Raw genomic sequence first — 23,039 nt, 5'->3', positions numbered from 1 at the left:
CACGCCACCTCCAGAATCGGCCCTCGCGGCTCGGAGAGATTTTTTGGAGAGACCTACCCGCCCTGTCGACTGCCTGCGCTTCGCTACGACCAGATCGTCTCGAAGCGGTTCGTCAAGCGTTAGCAGATGCAACGGGCGCGGCGCAGAACGCACCTGTTCTTGCAGACACGGACGCGGGTGCTCGACGGAGAGCTCGCACTGCGCTTCCGCGAGTGGTACTCCCGCTTCTCGGTCGACGAGCTGAGCGGAACCATGCTCCGGCTGGCCGCCTGATCGACCGACAGTCTTCCGTGCTCTCTACCCTTGAGAAGTCGCGGGCAATGGCAGCCTCGGCGGCTCCCACAGGAGCGGCTGCCGGACCGGGAAGTTGCGGACCACCTCGGCCTCCGTCGGGTCCGCCTCCAGCGTCGTCCACAGCGCGACGTACGCCGGCTCGTCCAGGGCTAGCCCGCCGAACAGGAGGGCGGGGTGGCGGACCGGCCACGCATCATCGTACATGACGTCCGGCGGGAGCGGCCACGCGGACTTGTCGGCGACGTAGGGCGCCATGTAGTCCAGCGCCCGCTCCATGCCCCGGCCGTCCGGGAGCGCGAACGTCCACAGGTCGTCGTCCGGTGTCGAGGCGATCTCGGCGACCATTCCCAGCATGTCGAGGTTGAAGAGCGCGTAGCCGTAGGGCTTGGTCCGCTCCATCTCCTGCGGGAAGCTCCCGTCCGCCGCCATCTGGTCCGGCAGGAGGACCGTCTTGAACCGGCGCCGGACGTCGGCCAGCACCGCCTCGTCGGCGACGAGGCGCGCGAACGCCGCCGCCTGGAGCGCCCACGCGCTGCTGTGGTTGTTGCCGTGGTCGCGCTCGTCGGTCCCGTACTCGTGCGTCGTCATCCAGTCGAGGTAGTCCGCGAACCACGCCTTGACGGGCCGTGCGGCCTCGGCGTCCACCCCGCCCTCCGCCTCCAGCACGCGGACGGCCTGGGCGACTTCCACAAGGTGGACCGTGTCGATGATGCCGATGCCCCGCCCCGTCACGCGGCCGCTGATGGCCTGGGCGTAGAGGAGGTTCGGGGTCATCCGCGTCGATTCGTCCACGAACCAGGCGTCGAGGTGGCGGCGGGCGTGGGCGGCGTAGCGGTCGTCGCCCGTGAGGCGGTACGCGGCCGCGAGCGCCGGCACGATCACGCTCAGCCGCCGCATGGCGTCGCGGTGGGCGACGAAGTTGTCCGGGTTCGTGAGCCCGTCGCGGCGGACGTACGGGCCGCCGGGGTCGTCCGGGTTGGGCCACCAGTAGTCGCCCTCGGAGTAGAAGTCGTGGCGCCCGCCCGCGCTCCGCTCCGCGACGGCCGCCGTGACCGTCACCGGCGGCTCGTCCAGGTACGCGTCGGCGGCGGACAGGACACGCTCGCGCTCCAGGTCGGCGAGCGTCACCGCCCCGCCCGCCTCAACGGACGCCGCCCCGCCCGGCGCGCAGCCGGCGAGGGCCAGCACGAGGGCGAGCCCAACAGAAAGGGCGGGGCGGGGCGGGGTGGTCATGGCGTGGAGCGGTCGGCCGCCTCGTGCGCGAGGCGCCGGCGGAGCTGGTACTCGTAGAGCGACGGGACGGCGATCTCGGGCCGGTTCAGCCCCTCGACGTAGGCGTCCGGGCCGTAGCTCAGGGTGATCGGGCGGTTCGCGCGTAGGCCGACGATCCGGGCCGCCGGCCCGTCGTCGAGGCCCTCGACGGCGACCGCCCCACCCCCGGAGTAGAGGGGCTCGGGGTAGAGGAACTCGAAGCGGACGTTCCACAACACCGGGTAGGCCGCGTGCGACGGCTTCCAGTAGCTCGCCCCGCCCCCCGTGATCGGGCCGTGCTCCGGGTCGTCGAGGTAGAGGACGAGGTCGTCGAACAGGTTCTGGTAGTTGAGCCCGCTGTGCTGGTCGAGCACCGGGCCGTCGGTGGCCGTCGAGTGCGTGTAGACGCACATCCGCGAGCCCGTGTTGAACGTGAACGTGTGGACGACCGGCGCCGCCACGTACACGTCGCGCGCGAGGACGTTGTAGCAGTCGCCCATGTGGACGCCGTAGTGGTACGTCCGCCCGTAGACGCCGACGTCCTCGATCGTCACGTTCGAGCACACGTCGGTCAAGATCCCGCTGTCGCCGTTGACGACGTCCACGTCGCGGACCCACGAGTGGGCCGTGTTGGTGAGGTAGACGGCGTTGTTACCCGGCTCGACGTGGTGGACGTTGTACTCGTCGTAGAGGAACTCGAACCGGATGCCCTCGATGCCCACCTCGGTGATCGGCTCCCACGCCGTGAGCGTCGGCGTCCACGCCGGCCGGAGGTCGTGGAGGAGCGGCTCCTTGATCGTCACCCGGTCCCCGTCGACGGCCAGTACCGTCACCTCCTGGCGCGTCAGCGGCATGTCGGGGCTCTCCCAGTGGCGCTCGCCGATCGCCAGGTCGCCGGCGCGGCCGGCGTAGAGGTAGTCGAGGAGCGACCCGTCCGGCCCCTCCCGGTTGAACCAGTTGACCTGGATGATCTGGCCCGGCGCGACGTCCGCCCCGCCCTCGGCCGTGACCACGTGGGTGCCGCGCGCGCCGCTCAGCCCGGTCGCGAGCGTGGCCGGCTCGCGGTCGTAGCGGGCGAGGTACGGCTTGCCGCGCCCGCCCGGCGTGTTCGTCCAGATGTAGCCGCCCGACCACGAGTAGAGCGAGTAGGGCTCGTCGATGCCGCGGTCCCGCTCGCGCTGGCGCTTGTCGTTCGAGACCAGGTACTCTTCGAGCTCGGCCATCGGCGCCGGCGTGGGGAGCGCGCCGAGCGGGGCGGGCATGTAGAGCGTCGTGCCGTCCGCCCCGCCCCCGGCGCCCTGGAGCACGAAGTCGCTCCGCTCGATGTACAGGATGTCCGTGAGCACGAGCCGCCCCGCCGGGAGGCGCACGAGCACCGGCCCGTCCGTGTCGTGGGCCGCCGCGAACGCCGCCCGCAGCGACGCTGTGTCGTCGTCGCCGTCGTCAGGGACCGCGCCGTAGGCGGCCGCGTCGAGGACGGCGTGGCCGTCGAACCGCTCGGGCAGCGGCTCCTCGCCCCAGCGGTAGCCGGCATAGGAGAAGTCGGGGAGGTAGTGCTCGTCCTGGACGGCGTCCGACAGGATCTCGGGCGTCCACGCCTCCTGCGCGGCGGCGCTCGACGTCAGCGCGACCAGGAGAACGGCGGCGAGCGGGGCGGGGCGGGTCATGGTACAGGGGGGTCTGGGACCACCCCGCCCTACCTGGGCGGGGCGGGGCGGCGTCAGTCGCGGCGACCGGCCACGACGACGGCCCGGCGGGCGACGTCGGCGCCGGCCTGCGCGACGACGAGGTAGCGGCCGGCGGGCACGCGCGCGGCGTCCCATGCGAGGCGGTGCTCACCGGCGGCGACCGGGCCGTCGACGAGCACGGCCACCTCGCGGCCGAGCACGTCGTACACGCGCACGGCAACGTGGCCGGCCGCGGCGAGCCGGACCGGCACCGTCGCCCGTCCCAGCGTCGGGTTCGGGTAGGGGAGGCCGAGCGCGAGGGCCGCCCCGCCCGCCGGGTCCTCCCCGCTCGCCGTCGGTCCCGACCCGCCGCCGGACGACGGGCGCTCGCGCGGCCCGACGTCCTCGGCCGTGAGGGGCCGGCGGAGGACCGGCGCGTCCGAGCGCTCGTCGGCCCCGATGTCGGGCGTGGCGTCGCGCGGCTGGCCGTCCACGTCCAGGGCCACCGCGAAGGCCGGGTCGGCGGCGTCGAGGAGCGGGCTCCCCGCCGCAGGCCGGAGGAGGCCGTCGTCGCCGGCCACGAGCTCCGGGTCGGCCACCGTCACCCCGCCCGGGTTCTCGATCCCCAGCGACCCGCCGTAGGCGACGTTCGCCTCCCAGACCATGTCGACGGGCTCGTCGTCCTGGCGGATGATGGAGCCGCCGATCGAGGTGAGGACGTTGTTGGCGAACGTCACGTTCTCGGGCGGGAGCGTCCGCTCCGAGTTCTCGCCCGCTCCGATCACGAGCGGGGCGGTGCTCTCGACGACCGTGTTGTGCGCGATGACGACGTTCTTGACCTGGAAGTAGCGGTTGAGCGGCGAGTTCGGGACGCCGTTCATGATCGAGATCCCCGCCCGGAACCCGCTCCCGCGCAGGTTCTCGAGGTAGTTGTTGACGACCACGTGGTCCTCCCCGATCACGCGGATGCCGCCGGTGTCGGGGAGCCGGTTGCCGAGGAAGAAGTTGCCCTCGACCCGCGCGCCGTTCCCGTGGCGGAGCGTCAGCGAGCCCCTCGTCGAGAGGAAGGTGTTGGAGCGGAAGACGTTCTTGCCTGACTTGTTCGAGATCGTCTCGATCTCGCCGTCGCACTTTTCGAACAGGTTGTACTCGACGGTCGTCTCGGAGTCCTGCATGGAGCGCGCGCTCGTCCCGATCCGGATCGTCTCGCCGCCGTTCTCACCGAGCGGCGGGCGCGGCCCGAAGTGGTTGTGGTCGATCCGGTGGCGGTTCGGCTCGTGGTCGGGCTCGTCCTCCAGCCACACCACGAGCGTGGTCCCCGCGTGCGTCTTGCCCGCGAAGTAGTTGTGGTCGACGCGGTTGTCCGTCCCGTAGAGCGAGACCCACTTGTAGTCCGTCGACGTCGAGGGCGGGTTGTAATCGACGATGGTCGTGTTCGTCAGCCGGCTGTGGTGGGCGGGGCTGGACGAGTTGGCGCGGAACTCGATCACGCTGCCGCCTCCGATCGCCCCGCCCTCGAACCGGAGCCCGTCGACCACGAGGTAGTCGCCGCCGATGCGGAGCCGCGAGGAGCCGTCGAGGATCACCCCGCCCGGCGTCTCGGCCTGGAGCCGGATCGAGTCGCCCTCGACGCCGTTCGCGGAGAACGAGATGATGGTGTCCGTCCACCGCTGGTCCGCCATCGTGATGACGTCGCCCGGCTGGGACTGCGAGATGGCCGTCGCCAGCTCGAACCTCGTGGTTACGTAGCGCTCGGTCGGCTGCGCGCTGAGCGGGGCCGCCCCGCCCACGGCGAGGGCGGCGAGGGCCAGCCACCACCCCGCCCGCCGCGCAGGCGGGGCGGACGGCGGCGGGGCGGGGCGGAGACGGCGGGCGGGGCGGGAGGTCATCGGACGACGGTGAGTGGCTGCGTGGCGGTGGTGGCTCCGGCCGCGGTCGCCACGTCGAGGCGGGCGAGGTAGAGGCCGGCGGGGAGGGCGCGGGCGTCGAGCATAGCCTCGTGCCGCCCCGCCCCGAGCGCGCGGTCCACGAGCACGGCCACCTCGCGGCCGAGCACGTCGTAGACCGCGAGGCGGGCGTCCCCCGGCGTTGCGATCTCGAAGCGTAGCCGGCTCCGGCCTGTCGCCGGGTTGGGCGCGGCCGGGAACAGGCGGAGGACCGCTGCGGCGGGCGCCGGCTCGCCCGCGACGGCGAGGCCGCGGTCCTGGAGTTGGCGGAGGTAGAGCGAGCGGGGGGCGAGGGCGGGGCGGTTCGTGCCCTCGATGTAGGCCGGCGTCCGCACAAAGAAGGGACCCCGGTTCGTCACGTAGCCCTGCGTCCCGATGGCGTAGTTCTGGGCCGTCGGCGGCTTCTCGACGATGACGAGGCTCCCGTTCATCTCGGCGTTCCACACCACGCAGTTCGCGCACGACCACCCGTGGGCGGTCCCAAAGTCGCCCCGGTTGCCCAGGTGGATCCGCCGGTCGGAAATCTCCACGCCGCGCGACCCGATTTCGGTGTGGTTGTCGAAGAGGAAGCCCGTCGCCCATCGCCGGTGCGCCTCGCTCGACGTTGAGGCGTCGCGTGACGTGTTGTCCAGGAAGACGACCCCCGAGTCCAGCGTCTCCCCGTTGCCGACGTAAGCGTGACGGGCCTCCGACGCTTCGTTCCCCTGAAATAGGACGAGCTGCGACCGGGCCACCTCGAAGTTGTACCGCCGCCCGCCCGTGACCTGCGAGTGCGGGTCGAGCGCCCGCGAGTCCCGGACCGTCACGTAGCGCGAGTTCTGCACGGAGACCCCGGCGTGCCAGAAGTGGAGCGCTGTCACGCCGCGCACCCACCCGTTCTCGACCAGGTGGAACTCGACGGCGTTCTCGGCCTGCGTCTCGTCCGTCTCCGACGCGGTCTCAATGTCGATCCGCAGCCCTTCGACGCCGACCTCTTCGATCACGTCGTCCCGGTCCCGCAGGTAGATGTACGACGGAGAGACGCTCTTGACGAGCCGCGCGAACACGGGCGCGTCGACCGTCACCGTCGCGCCGTCGACGGCCTCGACCGTCCGCGCGTACCCGATGGGCATTTCTGAAACGGCCCACGGCGGGTCGTCGGCCGTCCCGCCCCCGTCGACCGACTGAATCCAGGCCGCCGTGGCGGGGTGGTAGACCACGACCGGGTCGCCCGCGCGGTACCGCTCCGGCCGGTCCACGCTGAACGAACGCGCCCCGATGGGCACCACGTCGTCGGTGATCGTCGCCGCCCCCCGCGCGTCGTCACGGCGGATGATCGCGTCGCCGCGGCTCCGGCTCCGGCCCACCCGGACGACCGGCGCCGTGTTCTCCCCGCTCCGGCGGAGGACCGTGTTCGAGGCCGGGTCCTCACCGTCGCCGGCGCCCCGGAGCACCACCCCGCCCACGCGAAGCGCGAGGGTCCCGGCGACCTCGTAGGTGCCCGCTTCGAGCACGACCGCGCCGCGGACGCCGTCGGCGTCGGGCGTCCGAGCACCGACCGCGTCGATGGCCGCCTGGATCGAGGCCGTGTCGTCGCCCTCGACGGGCGCGACGGTCTGGACCGCCGGCACGTCAGGCAGCGCCACCCCGCCCCCCCGGTACCCCGCCCGCGAAAAGTCGGGGACCCGGTTGCCCTCGTCGTCGGAGACGTACACGAGCTGGCCGTCGGCGCCCTCATAGACGATGTCCGACTCCCACGCCTCCTGCGCACGGGCGGGGTGGGCGAGGAGGAGGGCGCAGGCGAGCGCGACCCCGACGAACGAGGCCTGTAGCGGATGGTTCATGCGAGGTCGGGTCGAACCTCCGCCCCGCCCGTGGTGGGGCGGGGCGGTCTGGAAGCGGGGGCGCTCAGCGCGCGAGCGTGAGCCGGCCGGTCTGCGACCGGAGCGAGCCTCCGGTCTCGGCCGTCACCCGGTACAGGTATAGGCCCGCCGGGAGGGCCGAGGCGTCGAGAGAGACCAACTGCCCCGCCCCCGCACTCACCGCCTGGGGCGGGGAGGACAGCACCTCGCGGCCGAGCAGGTCGAACACCCGCGCCGACACCGTCCCCGGCGCGTCGAGGTCGAAGCGGACCGTGACGGCCCCCGCCGAGGGGTTCGGGTACGTCCCGTGCAGGGCGAACCCGCTCGCGTCCGGTCCGCCCTCCGTCGGGACAGCCCCGCCGCCGGCCTCCCACGCCGCCTTGCGCTCCGGGAACCAGTTGAGGTCGCCGACGGGGAAGCCGCCCTCGGCCGCCGTGTAGGCCGGGCTGTCCGTCCCGTACGAGAGGTCCTCGGGGAGCGGCTGCTCCGCGGGGAACAGAGCGTTGTCCGAGCCGAACGCCCACGTCGGCGGCTCGGCCGCACCGTCGCGGATGGCGGCGAGCCACGCGATATAGTCCTCCAGCGAGGGCGGGGCCGCAAAGCTTACCGGGACGTTGATGTTGTCGGTCGCCGTCGCGACGTTGGACCCCTCGATAAAGTCCTGCGACGAAGGCTGGATAAGCTGGAACGGGACGAGCGGATCGCCGGCCTGCCCTCGTTCCTCATAGAAGTCCAGGAGGTCCTGCGACGTGAACAGGTCGTTGTTCGCAATCGTGATCTGCCGGTCGGCTTCGAAAAACCCCGAGCCCTCGAACGCGTTGACGCTCAGGATCCCGTCCGGCCGCTCCGCAGGCGCCTGCCCTGGAGCGTGCACGTTCACGAACAGGTTGTTCGTCACCTCGTACTCCACGACCCGCGTACCGAGCGAGCTCGTCGTGACCTCGTTGCTCGTCGTGTGAACCGTGTTGTGGTTGAAGACGAAGCGCTCGATGACCGGACCGTCGTACCGTACGATGTACCCATTTATCCCGAGGAACGACGTGTTCTCGATCAGGAGCGTTTTGGCGCTTTTGTCTCGGTAGTCGAAGGCGCGACCATTCGAGCTCAAGATCTCCGTCCGAATAAAGTTGCGAAACTGGCTGTTCCGAACGTAGACCCTGGTGTCCGCCGCGTCGATCTCGAAAAACCGCGACCTCGCCCCCTCGAACACCGAGTCGTCGATGTCGAGGCGCTGCCCCTCTCCCTGGACGGCGATGGGGATGCCGGACACCGCCCCGCTCTCCCTCACGCCGAGGACGTAGAGGCCGTCGAACGAGGCGTCACCGAGGAGCCGGAAAAAGCGGCTGCCCTGTTCGGGGCCGGGGTAGATCACGGGGCGGGGACCTTCGCCGTCCGCTGCGCGCAGCCGGAGGACGAAGCCCTCGTTGGTGATCTCGCCGGTCACGGCGTAGGAGCCGCCCCGCTCGAGCACGTAGACGCGGTCGGCGGGGCGGTCGATGTCGCCCGCAATGGTCTCGTTGAGCGTCCCGACGCCCGGTGCGACAGCGAGCTCGGACTGCGCGACGGCGAGCGGGGCGGCCAGGAGGGCGAACAGCGCGATGAGGACGCGTCCGCTTCGGCAGGAGAAAAAGTCAGGCATGGCAACGTGCATAAGGTGGGGGGAGCGGGAACGCTCCGGGTGCCCACCCCGCCCTCGCGAGCGGGGTGGGCGACAGAGTCTTGTGAGGAGACGAGGCGGTAAAGCCCAGCGCGGAGAGCCGTCGGCGCTCTCGGCCAGCGACGCAGCGTGGGGCGGCGCGAAGCGCGGGGCGGGGCGGCGAAGTGGGACCTCGCTTGCCACACCCGTTTTGAGACGCGGGCACCGCCGGGACACCCTCGTCCCGGCGGCACTCGGAGGCGTCTGGGCCGCTAGCGGACGATGGTCATCCGCGAGGTCACGACGGCGTCGCCGGCCTGGAGCCGAACGACGTACACGCCGGACGCCAGCGCCTGACCGGCCGCGCCGTCCCAGCGGAGCGTGTGCGTCCCGGCCTGCTGCATCTGGCGCGGCGTGAGCGTGGCGACCGTCTGCCCGATCATGTTCACGAGCGTGACCTCGACCTCGACTGGCCGGTCGAGCGAGTACGTCACCGTGGCGCTGCCGCGCGTCGGGTTCGGCGCCGTCGGGAACAGACGAACGGCACCCGTGACCTGGCCCGGCCCGCTCTCGTTGGCAACGCTGAACGTGCACGCGTCGTAGCGCGTCGGGAACCAGTTGAGGTCGCCCACCGGGCATCCGCCCGTCGCGGCCGTGTACGCGTTCGCCGACGCCGGGTACGAGGCGTCAAAGTCCCCGGACTCCAGGTAGTAAGCCAGCGTCTTCCGGTCGTAGTCGTCGGTAGCGGGGTCGAACGTCTCGGTGGCCTTGGTGCGCCTGGCCTCCGTCCGGTACCACTCGCCCAGGTTCACCATCGGCGCCGGCCGGTTGACCAGCTCAAAGTCCCCCTCGACAAAGGCGGCCGCGTCGTTCTCGATCCGGTCCAGGATAAAGTCCGTGAGCTTCGTCCCTTCGTCGAGGATGTCGTTGTCGCCGTCGGTCCCGTTGTCCGGGTTGCCGTCGTTGCCCATGCCGTCGCCGAACCTGTCGTAGAAGGCCTCGACCTCCGGCGAGATCACGTAGACGTTGTTGGCGATTTCGAACTCGGCGTTCCCGCTGGGCTCGGTAAAGACCCAAAACATCTCGGGCTGCCCGTTCGAGGCGTACACCTCGCCGGACTCGTCGAACTCGCTCTGGCGCACGACGTCGCTCGTGTCGCCGCCGGCCACGAAGGGGTCCACGAACAGGTTGTTCGTGATCTGGATCTTATCACCGACCTGCCCGAGCGCCATCATCCCGTGGTACGAGAACGCGTTGATGATCGTGTTGTGGTCGAAGATCATCGTGCGGATCGGCCCCGTGCTCCCGCGGTGCCGGATGATCCGGTCCGTGTAGTTGGCGAACGTCGTGTTGCGGATCACGAGCGAGTCGATGGACCCGTCGCGCAGGTCAATCGCCTTGCCAACACCGAGGTTGCCGCCGCTCGGCCCGTTGTAGCCGCTGTTGACCCAGACGCTGTTGGTCAGGAACAGCGCCTTCAGCGCAGACTCCGCCCGCACAAAGCGGTTGCGCGTGTTCGACCACACCGTCCCGTCGATCGTGAGCGTGAACCCCGGCTGCTCCACTCGGACGACGCCCGCCGGGATGATGGTGAGGCCGTCCGGGTTAAGAACGGGGTCCTCGATGATCCCGCTGAAGGCGAAGTCCCGGAAGGTCACGTCCCCCTCCTGCCGAACCCAATCGCCGGGGACGTTGCCGCTGTTCTGGTTTACCGTGGCATAAACCTGCGGGAGCGGGCCGTCGCCAGGAGCGCCGAACACGCGGAGGTGGTACCCCGAGTTGCGGACGTTGCCGTCGTAGAGGTAGATGGCGTCACGAGCGAGTTGGTACACCCGGTCCTCCCGTGCACGCTCTCCGGTCACCGTGGTATCCCGGTTGATGACCCGGTTGAGAAGCTGCCCGTTCTCGACAGCGCAGACGGCCTGATCGGCCGGACAGGTTTGGGTCTGCGCCACCGCTGTATCTGCCGTGACAAAAGCAGCGAGTATGAACGTCGAAGAAAGTAGAAGATGGCGCATGGGAGGGTGGGGTTGTAAGAGACAACAGGCGTAGGCGCATCAGCGCCTACAGATCGACCCGGAGGCCGAAATCGATGGTAGTGCCGTAGATCTGACTGTCGTTGAGGAGGGTCCGGCCGATTACGTCGTTGATGCGCAAGCGCGTCTCCTCCACGCCCGTCAGGTTGTTGACGTTGAGGAGAAGCATGACGCCAGGCCTGACCGCCTGCTTGACGGCGAGGTCCCAGCGCGTAAAGCCACCCCGGGCAGCCGCATCTCGATTGGCGCCGTCGCCGAACCGGGTGAAGTACTCGCCCTGATGAGCCATCGAAACGCGGGCCGAGAAGGACCTGTAGTCGTAGCCGAGAGCCACGTTGGCGATAAAGTCCGGCTGCTCCTGGAGCTTCTGATCCGTCTCGACGGGCGTGTACGTGATCTGCGGGACCGGCGGGAAAGGAGGGCGCTCGATAAAGGTGGTCTCGATGTTCACGGCCGGCACGACCGTCTCCGAGTGGAGGAGCGTCCCGTTGTAGCTGACGACGAAGCCCGAAAGCAATCCGGGCAGGAACCCGAGGCTCGTCTGGTGCTCCACCTCGATGCCGTAGACCGTCGTAGCACGTGGCGAGTTGAACGGGGCCGTGAGAACAAAGCGGTTCCCCCCAAACGGAGTCTGGTAGTCGATGCCGATCTCTTCGAATATCTCGTTTCCGTTGTACGGGATGTTGTTGATCGTCTGGTAGTAGTCAGAGATCGACTTGTAAAACGCCGAGACGGAGAAGAGACCGATTCGCGGCCCGTAGAAGGACGTATTGATCTCGTAGTTCCATGCTCTTGCCGACCGCAGGTTGGGGTTTCCCAGCGTGACACTGTTGCCGGGAAAGAACGTGCTCGTCTGCCGGCCCACGACTGTCGCCAGCCGCTGATTAAAGTCCGGCCGCGCAAGCGCTCGGTACGCCGCTAGACGGACGTTCATGAAGTCTGTCGCCTCAATCAGGAGGTGCGTGTTCGGGAGCCACACAGTCTCGCTAAACGTGGACGACGTGTCTCGGATGGAACTGGTCGACGGGACCGGAAAGCCGGTGAGCTGGGTCGGCGAGTAGCGGCTGCCGTAGTCATTGTTCTCGTGCTCCATGCGGAGACCGGCGATCCACGTCACGCGCTCCCCAATGTTGAGCGTGTTCATCACGTAGCCAGCCGACACACGCTCCGCGATGTCGTAGAAAAAGATGCGCGCCTCGTCGTTGACCTCGTACTCCGGATCGCGTCCGGCGGCGTCGGAGACTCCGTTCTGGTTGAGCTCCCACCACGCACGGACGGCGTCGCGGTCGAGGACCGGGTTCAGCGTGAACCGGCTGCCGTAGAGGTCCTCAGTAAAACGATCCGCCTCAATAAAGTTGGTGGCGAAGATCCGGCTGCCCGACCGCTGAAGGCCATCGAACATCGTCCCCGCAAAGTCTTTGGGCACGACCGACCCGTCGGCGAGTTGGACGTAGCCGGGGAACGCCTCGACGTAGTAGGGCGAGATCACCTCGCTCTGGTCCCGCGTCCGGCTCTTGTCGCGGTACTTGCCGCCCACCTTGATCTGCCCCCCGATCGACGACCCGAAGGTGTAGTCCCGCCGGAGGTTGAGGTACGCGGAGAGGTCAGTGTCCGAGCTCTCCTCCTCCTGAAAAAAGGCGCCGTAGAGGTAAGCGCTCTCGAAGTTGTTGACTGCGAACGGGATGAGGTCCTCCGGATCCCCCTCGCGGACGTCCTTCGGGACGACCTGCGTCCCGGCGATCACGTTGCCGTCGGAGTCCGTCGCCGATGGCTCGGTAAAGACGAGCTCGTAGTCGAACGGGTTGTCCGTGGACGACCGGGCGTAAGACAGGCCCCACGTCGATTCGAGGCCGAGAAAATAGGTCTCGCCCGTCAACGCCCCCGTCAGGAGGCTGATCGTCTGCTCCCGGTCGCGGGCCGAGTAGAACAACTCGTCCGCCCCGCTCGCGGGGTAGTTGCGCGACGAGACGATAAAGTCGCGGGAGGTGTGATTGTAGAGCGTGCTCAGCTTGACGAACCCGCCGTCCGGCGTGTCGACGTCGAGGATGGCCCCGGCCCCGCGCCGCCGCCGCGTCTCGTCGGTGTAGGACAGGTCGAGGTCGTCGAGCAAGTACGTCGTCGTCCCCTCCTCGTTGACGTCCTTGTCATAGCCGACGTCGTACTCCTCGTTGCTCCGGTTCCGCCGCTCCAGGTTGGCCGTGATCTGGACGCCCAGACGGTCCCCCCAAAAGCGCTCGCCGTAGCGGACGTCCGTGTCGTACTGGCCGACATCGCTCGCCAACCCGTTGTACGACCCAAGCGCGTTCACCCGGATCTGCCGGTCACGCGGCGCGCGCCGCGTGACGAGGTTGACGCTCCCCGCGATGGCGTCGGCGTCCTTGTCCGGCGTGAGCGCCTTAAAGAGCTCGATGCCTGAGAGCGTCCCCTGCGAGATCGCACTAAGGTCGACGCTCCGCGACTCGGTACCCGTTGCCGCGACCGAGATGCCGTCGACGGTCACGTTTGTAAACGCCCCGCTGAGCCCACGCAGGACGATCTGGTTCGCCTCCCCGCCCGAGCGCTGAACCGACACGCCTGGCAACCGGCCAATGGACTCGGCGGCGTTGGCGTCGGGGAGCTCCTGGATTTTCTCCTCCGACACCACGTTGACGATGGTGTTGGACGAGAGCTGCTGGTTGATGGCCGCCTGTTGCCCCTCGGCCTGGCCCGACACGACGACTTCCCCAAGCCCCCCGCTCAACTGGAGCGCCACGTCCAGCATCACCGTCTGCCCATCAGCGATTGAGACGGGGACAAAGCGGGTCTCATACCCGACGTACGAGAACCGAACCGTGTAGTCGCCCGCTGGGATATTGCTGACTCGGTACGTCCCTTCGATGTCCGTGGCCGCTCCAAGCGCTGTGCCCTGGACGAGTACGTTCGCTCCTGGAAGTGTGCCCCCGCTCAGCGAGTCGATCACGGTGCCCCGCAGAACACTCTGAGCATAGGCCGATTGGACGCCGAACAGAGCAACGGCGCAGAACGCCAGCGCACACGCTCCCCGAAGCCGGAAGCGCTTCGGGATGGGGATGAGGCTCAGTACAGGATGAAGCATCTAAAGGGGGCGGAACGGCAGAACGCGTGAACGCTTATGAACGTTCAGTGCCTTGTCAAGGCCTTCATGGTAGGGCTTCCAAAAGAGGAAGTCAAGGCGATCCGGGGCATTTATATGTCCCACCTCTACCTGAAACGATCCTTTCCACCCTTAATATTTCAGTGAACGTTTCATTTTGATGCAGACAGGAGCCGCCCCGCCCGCCGACTATGCCTCGGCTCTTCTCCGCTGTCTCTGCTCGCAAGACGCGTCCAGATAGAGAAAGCCATCGGCCACCCCGCTCCCGAGGCCAGATTAGGGACTCTGGACGGACTCCATTTCAGAAGCCGGGACCACGAGGTAGGTCCCCTTGAAGTCCTGGTTCAGCACGCTCACGACCGCCCGGCCGCCAGTCGTCGGGACGAACTCGATGGCCGCCCGCCCGTTCGCCATCGACACGCGCTGGCTGCGCGTGGGCGTCCCCCAGTCGACGAGGATCTCGCCGTCGCCGTCGTGGCTGAAGTAGACCGGCTCCTCGTAGTCGAGCACGCGGCGCCCCTCGGCGTCGAGCATCGTCGCCACGACGAGCACGTTCCCGTTTGCGAGCGGGGCGGTCGAGAGCACGAGGTCGCTGGCCGTCCCGGGCGGGGTGGTCGCGTACGACACCGCGAGCGAGTCGCGCGTGACCTCCGCCCCGCCCACGAAGCCGACCGCCACCAACTCGTTCGGGCCTTCCACGAACGGGACCTGCCACGAGAGGCCCGACGCCGGGAAAGCGGCGATGTCCTTCTCATGCATGCCCAGGCTCTCCCCGTTCAGATAGAGGTGTGCGGCGTCCGTGTTGCAGTAGACGCTGGTCTCGCGCGGCTCGCCCACCGGCCCCGTCCGCTCGGTCCACGTCGGGGATTCGATGTAGCAGAACGGATCGTCGCCCTCGACCGCCGAGGTCCAGTAGCTCTTGAACACGTAGTAGGCGTCCTTCGGCCGCCCCGCCCGGTCCACGAGCCCTTTCTGGTTTACGAACGGGAGGTCGTTCTCGGGGCGGAGCGGGGTCCCGAAGTCCTTGAACGCCCACTGCGCATTGCCCGAGAACGTCGGCATGGTTTCTGAGACGCGGAGGTGCCAGTCGAACAGGTCCACGATGTAGTTCTCGCTCCAGTCCCCGTTCTGGGCGATGTTCGCGACGGCCACCTGGTTCACGGCCTCGCTGAACTCGTCGGGGTCCACGAGCCCCTCGCCGTCGATGGGCGTCTCGGTGTGACGGCCGACGTGGCTGGACCCGCCGTACTCCATGTGGAGGAGGTGCGGGTACTCGGCCTGGGCCTTTTCGATGGCCTCGGCGTACTTCGTGTAGACGCCCGAGTACCACCCCGCCCAGATCGACGGCGAGAACACGTCGACGAGGTCGTCGCCGTCGTAGTACTTCCGCATGGCCGTCATTCGCGACGGGTCGAGCGCGTGGGCGACGGAGTCGAGGTGCGCGACCGTCGCGCGCAGGAGGTCCGGGTCGTCGCCGCCGGGGACGTCGGGGAGCCAGTAGATCTCGTTCCCGAGCGACCAGAACAGGATGCTCGGGTGGTTCAGGTTCTGGTCGATCTGCTCGCGGAGCAGGCGCTCGGTGTTGGCCTGCCACGCCGCCCCGCCCGCGCCGCCACGGTTCCACGGGAGCTCGTCCCAGAGGATGATCCCGAGGCTGTCGGCGGCCTGGTACACGACCGGGTCCTGCGGGTAGTGGCCCAGGCGCACAAAGTTGGCGCCGACCTCCTTCATCATCTCCATGTCGCGCCGGTGGAGCGCGTTGGGCATGGCCGAGGCGTAGCCGGCGTGCTCCTCGTGGCGGTGCGTCCCGCGCAGCAGGAGCCGCTCGCCGTTGAGGAAAAACGCGCCGCCGGGCTCGAACGAGAACCACCGGAACCCGAGCGGCTCCGTCACCGAGTCGATGGTCTCCCCGCCCCGCATCAGGTCCACCTCGACCGAGTAGAGGGCGGGGCGGTCGGGCGACCACAGGGCGGGGCGGGCGACCGTGTCGAACGCGAGGTCCACCACCCCGCCCGCGGCCGGGGCCTGCGCCGTATCGACGGTCCGGCCGTCCGGGTCGACGAGGCGCGCGGCGGCGGTGAGGCCGGCCGCCCCGCCCCCGGCGAGGCGCACGCGGACCGTAGCCTCGGCCTCCTCGGCGCTCACCGTCGGCGTGAGGACGTGGGCGCGGTCGATGTAGGTCTCCGGCACACTCTTAAGCCAGACGTCGCGCGTCAGCCCCCCGAACAGGAAATAGTCGGCCTTCTGGGACGGGATGAGGTCGGGGTCATAGGCGTTCGACACGCGGACCATCACCTCGTGCTCGGCGCCCGGCGTGACGTGGTCGGTAAGGTCGACGTCGAACCCGACGTAGCCGCCGACGTGGCCGCCCGCGTACGCGCCGTCGACGTAGACGTCGGCCGTCATGGCGGCGCCCTCGAAGTACAGGATCGTCCGGCGGTCCGCTCCGGGCGGGGCGGTGATCGTGCGGCGGTACCAACTCGCGTCGCGGCGATAGCCGGGGACGATGTCGGTCGTGTCCCACACGTTCCAGCTGTGGGGGAGCGAGATGGGCTCCCAGCCGTCGGCCGCCAGAGCGTCCGCTACGTCCGCGTGGGCCTCCTCGAGGTAGTCCCAGTCGGCGTTGACGTTCGTCACCACGCGCTGGGCCTGGGCGTCTGACAGGACGAGGAACGCCAGGGCCACCGCCACGAGGGCGGAGCGGAACCGCAGGGTCGTCAGCACGGGCGAGAGGCGGGCAGGGGAAACGGACATGGGCGGGGTGGGATCAGCGGGCGCCGAGGGCGGGGCGGCCCTCGTCGAGGCGCAGCCGGCGCTGGAGGGCCTCGACGTAGTAGTAGTCGGCGTAGACGATGGGGACGTCGACCTCGAACTGGTCGGGCACGCTGCCCACGCTGTGGTCGAGCAGGAACGGCTGGTCGTAGTCGTCGGCGACGCGGTAGTCGGTCGCGAGGCTGGTCAGGATGCGGTCGGCGGCGGCCACGTAGCGCCCGCGCTCGGGCTCGGGCACGAACCCGGCCAGCTCGTACAGCCCCGACGCGAGGACGGCGGCGGCCGAGGCGTCGCGCGGCTCGTCGGGGAGGGCCGGCGCGTCGAAGTCCCAGTACGGGACGCCGTCGCCCGGGAGCTGCGGGTGCGCCAGGACGTAGTCGGCGATGCGCTGGGCCTGGGCGAGAAAGTCAGCCTCCCCGCTCTTGCGGTAGGCCATCGCGAACCCGTAGAGCCCCCACGCTTGGCCCCGGCTCCACGCGGACGCGTCGCTGAACCCCTGGTGCGTGCCCTTGTAGAGCACCTCCCCGCCCAGCGAGTCGTACTGGACGACGTGGTACGAGGAGTCGTCGGGACGGAAGTGGTTGGCTAGAGTCGTCCGCGCGTGCTCGGTCGCGGCGCGGGCAAACTTGTCGTCGCCCGTCAGCTCGGAAGCGGCGTAGAGCAGCTCCAGGTTCATCATGTTGTCGATGATGACCGGGAATTTCCAGTTCCCCCAGTCCCACGAGCGCGTGGCGCCCACGTTCGCGTCGAACCGCGTCAGGAGCGTCTCGGCCGCCTCGACCACGACGTCGCGGTAGTCGTCGTCGCCCGTCAGGCGGAGGCCGGCGCCGGCCGTGGGGTAGATCTTGAAGCCCATGTCGTGCGTCCCCGCGTTCGTCTTCTCGGGCTCGACGACGGCGGTCCACCGGCGCGCCGCGTCCTCAAAGGCCGGGTCGCCGGTGGCGTCGTAGAGCTCCCAGAGCGTGCCGGCGTAGAACCCGCTCGTCCACTCGCGCGAGGGCGACACGTCGAGCGCGCCGTCGGCGTCGATCGAGCGCGGGATCTCGTCCGCGCGGGCGGGGCGGTCGAGGAACGGCCGCAGCCGCTCGGCGGCGGCGTCGAGCGCAGCCTGGGCGTCGAGGGCGTCGTCGGGGAACGAGACGCGGAGCGGGTGCGCCAGCCGCTCGGCGGCGTCGTCGAGCGTCGCCCACCACTCTTCCACCCCGCCCACGTCGTTCGCCGTCCACCCCGCCCCGACGTAGGCGACGAACGGCGTGCCCGGCTCGGCCTCGGTCACGAGCAGGCTGTGGTCCTCGGCCTCGGCGTGCTCCGCCACGCGGTCTGTGCGGACCAGGACGGCCGTGCCCAGGTCGCCGTGGCCCTCGTTGCCGACCGGCCCCCAGCCGCTCAGCCACGTCCACCGCCCCGCCCCGCGCGTCGACGTGACCATGCCAGGGCGGTGGACGAGCCCGACGACCGTCTGAAGCGGCGCCTCGCCGTCGGACTCGAATACGCTCTCCTGCCGGTAGACCGGCTGCCCGGCGTCGACCGTGATCCGGCGCGTTTCGGTCACCGCGCGCCCGGCGGCGTCCCAGGTCGGGTACGTGAGTTCGGCGACGGCGCGGAGCGGGCCGTCGGCCAGGATCCGGTGGGCGGTAAAGTTGGGGGCGGGGTGGAGCGCGCCGCCCGCCCAGACGGCGGTTCCGCCGGCGCCGAGCGAGCGGCCGACCGAGAAAAAGTCGGCGCCCTCGCCGGTGTCGGTGTGGTAGTCGCCCTCGGCGTACCAGCGGTCGGCCACGAGGGCGTCGGTCCGCTTGGTCCACACGTCGACGCCGCTGCTGACGAGGTCTTCGAGCGCGCTCAGGCCGGCGCCGTACGTGCGGAAGGCGACGCGGTCGTTTTCCCAGGCGAGGTCGTCGCGCCGGGCGTCGCGCAGGACGTGCGCGCGCGCCTCGACGGGCGCGGGCGGGGCGGCCTCGACCGTGAACGTGCGCGCCTGGCCGGGCCAGAAGGGGGCGAGAAACAGGAGCGCGTCCGGCGTCCCGTCGCCGTCGTCATCGAGGACTTGCGACGGCGCCTCCCCGCCCTCGGCGTCGAGCACGCGGACGCGCCCGGCGCGGGCCGCGGGGAGCCGGCGCTGCAACGCCTCCCAGTCGACGCTTACGATCTCGTCCGGCCGCTCGGTCGCGGCCGGATTTTCCACGCGGAGGGACACCTGCGCCGCCCCGCCCTGCGCCGCGACGGGCGGGGCGGCGGCGAGGAGCAACGTGAGAGCGAAGAGGAGTGGGGCGGGGCGGAGCGTCATGCGTCTTGGGGGCGGCCGATCGTGGCAAGGATGCCGCCGTCGACGTAGAGGACGTGGCCGGTCACGAAGTCGCTCGCGGCAGAGGCGAGAAAGACGGCGGCGCCCTGCAAGTCGCTCGGGTCGCCCCAGCGGCCGGCCGGCGTGCGGCTCACGATCCACTCGTTGAACGGGTGGCCCGGCTCGCGGAGCGGGGCGGTCTGGGTCGTGGCGAAGTAGCCCGGCCCGATCCCGTTGACCTGGATGTTGTGGCGGCCCCACTCGGTCGCCATCGACTGCGTGAGCATCTTGAGCCCGCCCTTCGCGGCGGCGTAGGCGCCGACCGAGTCGCGGCCGAGCTCGCTCATCATCGAGCAGATGTTGACGACCTTGCCGCCGCCCCGCTCGACCATCCGGCGGGCCACGGGCTGCGTCATCACGAACACGCCCGTGAGGTCCGTGCCGACGACCTTCTCCCACGCCTCGACGCTCATGTCGAGGAGCGGGACGCGGTCGATCACGGCCGCGTTGTTGACCAGGATGTCGATGGGTCCGACCTCGGACTCGATCCGCTCGACGGCGGCCTCGACCTCGTCGGATTTCGTGACGTCGAACAGGTAGCCGTGCGCCTCGATGCCGTCCTCGCCGTAGCTCTCGACGGCCCGGTCGATCTTCTCCTGCGACGAGTGCCCGTTGATGACCAGCGTGGCGCCGGCCCGCCCGAGCCCGCGCGCCATGGCCATGCCGAGCCCGTGTGTGGCGCCGGTCACGAGCGCGCGCGTGCCGGTCAGGTCAAAGAGGGTCGTGCTCATCGGGCGGGGTGGGGAAACAGCAAGTGGTAGCGGGCAGTCGGGTCCGGGTCGAGCCGCTCGCGGGCGGCCTCGTAGGCCGGCGCGTCGTAGGCAAGGGCCGCCCGGCGGAGGAGCGCGGCGAGCCGCCGTTCGCCGTCGTCCCAGGCGTTCGGGAGCTGGGGGAACGCCCAGTTGTCTCGGCCCTCCACGACGGGGACGAGGTAGTCGAGCGCGCGGCGCAGGCTCCGGCCCTCGACCGACTCGTAACCGAACAGGTCGACGCCGACGCGCGGCGCGAGCGCCGCGGCATTGAAGGCGTGGAGGAGGTTGGAGGCCGAGTACCCGAACGACTTCGTCCGCGCGGCCTCCTGGGGCTGGATGCCACCCGGCTCGATCTGGCGGTCGATCCGGCGCGCGGGGAACGCCGCCAGCACCTCGCGGGCAGTCTCGTCCTGGCCTAGGTACAGCGCGATCGCCGCGACCTGGGCGTCGTAGGCCGTCGCGTGGTTGTTGAGCCAGTTCGACTCCGCGATCCCAAGCTCGCTCGTGCGGAGCCAGACGAGATAGTCGGCGAGCCAAGCGTCGACCCCGCCCCAGTCGGCAGCCGAGAGGGCGGGACCCGTCTTGAGCACGGCGAGAGCGTCGACGACCTCAGGCATCTCCGACGTCTCGATGATCCCGAACTTCCGCCCGTCGCTCCGGCCCCGGATGCCCTGGGCATACGTGAGGTTGGGGTTCATCCGCGTGGCGGGGTCCACGAACCAGAGGCGGAGCAGGTCGCCGGCCTTGGCGGCGTAGCGGTCGTCGCCCGAGAAGTACCACGCCCACGCGAGCGTCGGGACCGCGTCGAGGACAGCCGAGAGCGCCCGGTCATCGAGCGCCCGCGCCTCGGGGTTCCGCTCGCCGTCGCGGCGGACGTAGGGGAGCCCGTCCGGCGTGTCTGGGTCGGGCCACCAGTAGGGGGCCAGGCTGTAGTAGTCCTGCGGGTCCCCGCTCGGCGCCGTCGCGTCCTTGTCCAAAATCGAGGCGAACGCCGTGCCGACCGCCTCGTCGGCCTCCGCCAGAAGGCGCTCGTACGCCGGCCGGAGCGCGGCGTCGCCGTCGCGGACGCGCTCTCGGACGGCCTCCACCCCGCCCCGCCCGTCCCCACGCACCCCCTGCGCCGACGCGGAGGCGACGACGAAGAGCCCGAGGGCAACCAGGAGGGCGGGGCGGGGCGGGCGCACTAGCGGAGGTCGGCGACGTCCACGACGTCCATGTCGCCGTAGTCCAGGTTCTCGCCGGCCATGCCCCAGATGAACGTGTAGCTGCCCGTGCCGGCACCGGCGTGGACCGACCACGGCGGCGAGATCACGGCCTGCTGGTCGTGGACCCACAGGTGGCGCGTCTCGTCCGGCGGCCCCATAAAGTGGCACACGGCTTGGCCCTCGGCCACGTCGAAGTAGAAGTAGACCTCCATCCGGCGGTCGTGGGTGTGGGCCGGCATCGTGTTCCAGACGCTCCCCGAGGCCAGCTCGGTCATCCCCATCTGGAGCTGGCACACGTCGACCACGCTCGACACGAGGAGCTTGCGGATCGTTCGCTTGTTGCTCGTCTCCGCCGCGCCGGCCTCGACGACCTCGGCGTCGTCGGCCGTCACCTTTTTCGTCGGGTAGGCCGCGTGCGCCGGCGCCGAGTTGAGGTAGAACCGGGCGGGGCGGTCGGCGGCGTCGCTGGCGAACGAGACGTCGCGGGCGCCGCGCCCAACGTAGAGCGCCTCCTTGTGGCCGATGGCGTAGGCCTCGCCGTCGACCGTGACGGTCCCCGCCCCGCCCACGTTGATGACGCCGAGCTCGCGGCGCTCCAGGAAGAAGTCCGCCTTGAGCGGGTCGATGGCCTCGAGCGTCAGGGCCGAGCCCGTCGGGACCGCCCCGCCCGCGACAAAGCGGTCGTAGTGCGTGTACGTCAGGCGGATCTCGCCCTCGGTCATGAGGTCCGGGATGAGGAACTCGTCCCTCAAGCGCTGGGTGTCGTACGCCTTGACGGCGTCGGGGCTGGCGGCGTAGCGGGATTCGTAGGAGGTGGGCACAGAAGGGGCGGGGTAGGGAGAACGTCGCGGATTACTGGTCACTCGCCGCCTCGACCGATGCGGGCGTGCCGCGAGCGCCGAAGACCGAACAGGCGAATGAAACGGGACGAGCGGCTACAGAGAACGGGTCGAGGCCCGCTCGACGAGCTCGGCGTCGAGGACCACGCGCTCGGGCGGGGCGGGCGCGTCCGACGAAAGCTGGAGGTCGAGGAGGGCGGCGGCGCGCCGGCCCATCTCGCGCGTCGGCACGCGGACGGTCGTGAGCGGGGTGGCGAGGTAGGCCGCCATCTGGATGTCGTCGTAGCCGACGACCGAGACGTCGCCGGGCACGCTCAGGCCGAGCTCGGCGAGCGCCCGGAGCGCGCCCATCGCGACGAGGTCGTTGAAGCAGGTGATGGCCGTGGGCCGCTCGCCGCCCCGCCCCGCGTCGCCGCCGAACACGTCGAGCGCCACGCGGTAGCCGTCTTCCAGGCGCGCGCCGCCGGGGACCACGACGTCGTCGTGGAACTGGAGCGGCGACTCGCTGAACGCCTCCTTGACGCCGGCCACGCGGTCCCGGCTGTGCTGCGAGTACTGCGGCCCCGAGACGTGAACGATCCGCTCGTGCCCGCCCTCGATCAGATGCCGCACGGCCGCCTTCGACGCCTTGACGTTGTCGACCGTCACGCTCGCGGCCTGGAGCCCGTGGACGTCGCCGAGCAGGACGAAGGGGAACCCGGTCCGCCGGAGCGTGAACAGGTGCGAAAGGTCGACGTGCTCGTCCAGGACCGGCGCCACGATGACGCCGTCGGCGTGGCGCTCGCGGAACGCCTGGATCAGCCGGCCCTCCTCCTCGAAGCTGCCCTCCGACGTCCCGAGCAGGAGGTGCGCCCCGCTCTCCTCCAACGCGGCCCGGACGCCGAGCAGCACGTCGGCGTAGAACGGGTTGTCGGCCTCCTTGATGATGACGCCGACGCTCCGCGGCCGCTCGGCCCCGTCCTCGGACGCGCGGCGCGCGAGCGGGGAGGACCGCGGCAGGCGGTACTCGAGGTCCCGGATCGCGTCCATCACCTGCTGCCGCGTCGTGTCGCGGACCGAGCTCCGGGCGTTGATGACCGCCGAGACGGTCCCCGTGGAGACGCCGGCGGCCTCGGCCACGTCGAGGACGGTCACACGCTTGGCCATGCTTGAACGTTTCAGGTTTTGAGAGAATCAGCCGGACGATGTCGCCTCGGATTTCAATCGGAGGATAGACGCGCGGCCGAGACGTGTCAAGGAAAGACGGGCGGCCTCGGAAGGGATTTTTTGAAGCCTGGGCTCGTATTCCCTCTGGACTGTCCTTACCCTTGCGGTGGCCCTGGCCCGCCACCCCGCTCCCAGATTGAA

The 23,039-nt window shown here is 70.0% G+C and carries 13 protein-coding genes; all 13 read right to left on the bottom strand.

The features are described 5' to 3' along the window. Window positions 1–297: 297 nt before the first annotated feature. The gene (locus RM540_RS04080) at window positions 298–1,527 is read right to left on the bottom strand and encodes an alginate lyase family protein (protein WP_311662255.1); all 1,230 of its coding nucleotides are present in this window, start codon (window positions 1,525–1,527) and stop codon (window positions 298–300) included. Continuing rightward, window positions 1,524–3,212 (bottom strand): hypothetical protein, encoded by a 1,689-nt coding sequence (locus tag RM540_RS04075; protein WP_311662254.1) that lies wholly within the window; start codon window positions 3,210–3,212, stop codon window positions 1,524–1,526. The genes RM540_RS04080 and RM540_RS04075 overlap by 4 nt, the downstream gene beginning before the upstream one ends. Window positions 3,213–3,265: 53 nt before the next feature. Continuing rightward, window positions 3,266–5,101 carry a chondroitinase-B domain-containing protein gene (locus RM540_RS04070; RefSeq protein WP_311662253.1) on the bottom strand — a complete coding sequence of 612 codons (1,836 nt, stop codon included), beginning with the start codon at window positions 5,099–5,101 and terminating at the stop codon, window positions 3,266–3,268. Continuing rightward, entirely contained in the window at window positions 5,098–6,981 is a 1,884-nt protein-coding gene (locus tag RM540_RS04065; RefSeq protein ID WP_311662252.1) for a T9SS type A sorting domain-containing protein, read from the bottom strand. The genes RM540_RS04070 and RM540_RS04065 overlap by 4 nt, the downstream gene beginning before the upstream one ends. Before the next feature lie 64 nt (window positions 6,982–7,045). Continuing rightward, on the bottom strand, window positions 7,046–8,638 hold the full coding sequence (locus RM540_RS04060) for a T9SS type A sorting domain-containing protein (RefSeq protein ID WP_311662251.1): 1,593 nt from the start codon (window positions 8,636–8,638) through the stop codon (window positions 7,046–7,048). A 269-nt stretch (window positions 8,639–8,907) separates the two neighbouring features. Beyond that, a complete protein-coding gene (locus tag RM540_RS04055) occupies window positions 8,908–10,590 on the bottom strand; it encodes a T9SS type A sorting domain-containing protein (RefSeq protein ID WP_311662250.1) in 1,683 nt (560 codons plus the stop codon). A gap of 109 nt (window positions 10,591–10,699) precedes the next feature. Then, window positions 10,700–13,765 (bottom strand): TonB-dependent receptor, encoded by a 3,066-nt coding sequence (locus RM540_RS04050; protein ID WP_311662249.1) that lies wholly within the window; start codon window positions 13,763–13,765, stop codon window positions 10,700–10,702. Between the two features lie 294 nt (window positions 13,766–14,059). After that, entirely contained in the window at window positions 14,060–16,537 is a 2,478-nt protein-coding gene (locus RM540_RS04045) for a glycoside hydrolase family 2 TIM barrel-domain containing protein (protein WP_311662248.1), read from the bottom strand. A 13-nt stretch (window positions 16,538–16,550) separates the two neighbouring features. Next, entirely contained in the window at window positions 16,551–18,839 is a 2,289-nt protein-coding gene (locus RM540_RS04040) for a DUF4861 family protein (RefSeq protein WP_311662247.1), read from the bottom strand. After that, window positions 18,836–19,627, bottom strand: coding sequence for a gluconate 5-dehydrogenase (locus RM540_RS04035; RefSeq protein ID WP_311662246.1), 792 nt, complete (start codon window positions 19,625–19,627; stop codon window positions 18,836–18,838). Before RM540_RS04035 ends, RM540_RS04040 begins: the two co-directional genes overlap by 4 nt. Continuing rightward, a complete protein-coding gene (locus RM540_RS04030) occupies window positions 19,624–20,832 on the bottom strand; it encodes an alginate lyase family protein (protein ID WP_311662245.1) in 1,209 nt (402 codons plus the stop codon). Before RM540_RS04030 ends, RM540_RS04035 begins: the two co-directional genes overlap by 4 nt. After that, complete coding sequence (gene kduI / locus RM540_RS04025; protein ID WP_311662244.1) at window positions 20,832–21,674, bottom strand: 5-dehydro-4-deoxy-D-glucuronate isomerase; 843 nt, start codon at window positions 21,672–21,674, stop codon at window positions 20,832–20,834. The genes RM540_RS04030 and kduI overlap by 1 nt, the downstream gene beginning before the upstream one ends. Window positions 21,675–21,788: 114 nt before the next feature. Continuing rightward, window positions 21,789–22,838, bottom strand: a complete 1,050-nt coding sequence (locus RM540_RS04020) for a LacI family DNA-binding transcriptional regulator (protein ID WP_311662243.1) — start codon at window positions 22,836–22,838, stop codon at window positions 21,789–21,791. Between the last annotated feature and the right edge of the window lie 201 nt (window positions 22,839–23,039).

Origin of the sequence: Rubrivirga litoralis, assembly GCF_031846415.1 — a bacterium.
Lineage (GTDB): Bacteria > Bacteroidota > Rhodothermia > Rhodothermales > Rubricoccaceae > Rubrivirga > Rubrivirga litoralis.
This window is presented reverse-complemented; position numbering and strand designations above follow the sequence as displayed.

Coding starts and splice junctions, on each gene's coding strand:
- RM540_RS04080 (WP_311662255.1), bottom strand. CDS start 1,527: ATGACCACCCCGCCCCGCCCCGCCCTTTCTGTTGGGCTCGCCCTCGTG.
- RM540_RS04075 (WP_311662254.1), bottom strand. CDS start 3,212: ATGACCCGCCCCGCCCCGCTCGCCGCCGTTCTCCTGGTCGCGCTGACG.
- RM540_RS04070 (WP_311662253.1), bottom strand. CDS start 5,101: ATGACCTCCCGCCCCGCCCGCCGTCTCCGCCCCGCCCCGCCGCCGTCC.
- RM540_RS04065 (WP_311662252.1), bottom strand. CDS start 6,981: ATGAACCATCCGCTACAGGCCTCGTTCGTCGGGGTCGCGCTCGCCTGC.
- RM540_RS04060 (WP_311662251.1), bottom strand. CDS start 8,638: ATGCCTGACTTTTTCTCCTGCCGAAGCGGACGCGTCCTCATCGCGCTG.
- RM540_RS04050 (WP_311662249.1), bottom strand. CDS start 13,765: ATGCTTCATCCTGTACTGAGCCTCATCCCCATCCCGAAGCGCTTCCGG.
- RM540_RS04045 (WP_311662248.1), bottom strand. CDS start 16,537: ATGTCCGTTTCCCCTGCCCGCCTCTCGCCCGTGCTGACGACCCTGCGG.
- RM540_RS04040 (WP_311662247.1), bottom strand. CDS start 18,839: ATGACGCTCCGCCCCGCCCCACTCCTCTTCGCTCTCACGTTGCTCCTC.
- RM540_RS04035 (WP_311662246.1), bottom strand. CDS start 19,627: ATGAGCACGACCCTCTTTGACCTGACCGGCACGCGCGCGCTCGTGACC.
- RM540_RS04020 (WP_311662243.1), bottom strand. CDS start 22,838: ATGGCCAAGCGTGTGACCGTCCTCGACGTGGCCGAGGCCGCCGGCGTC.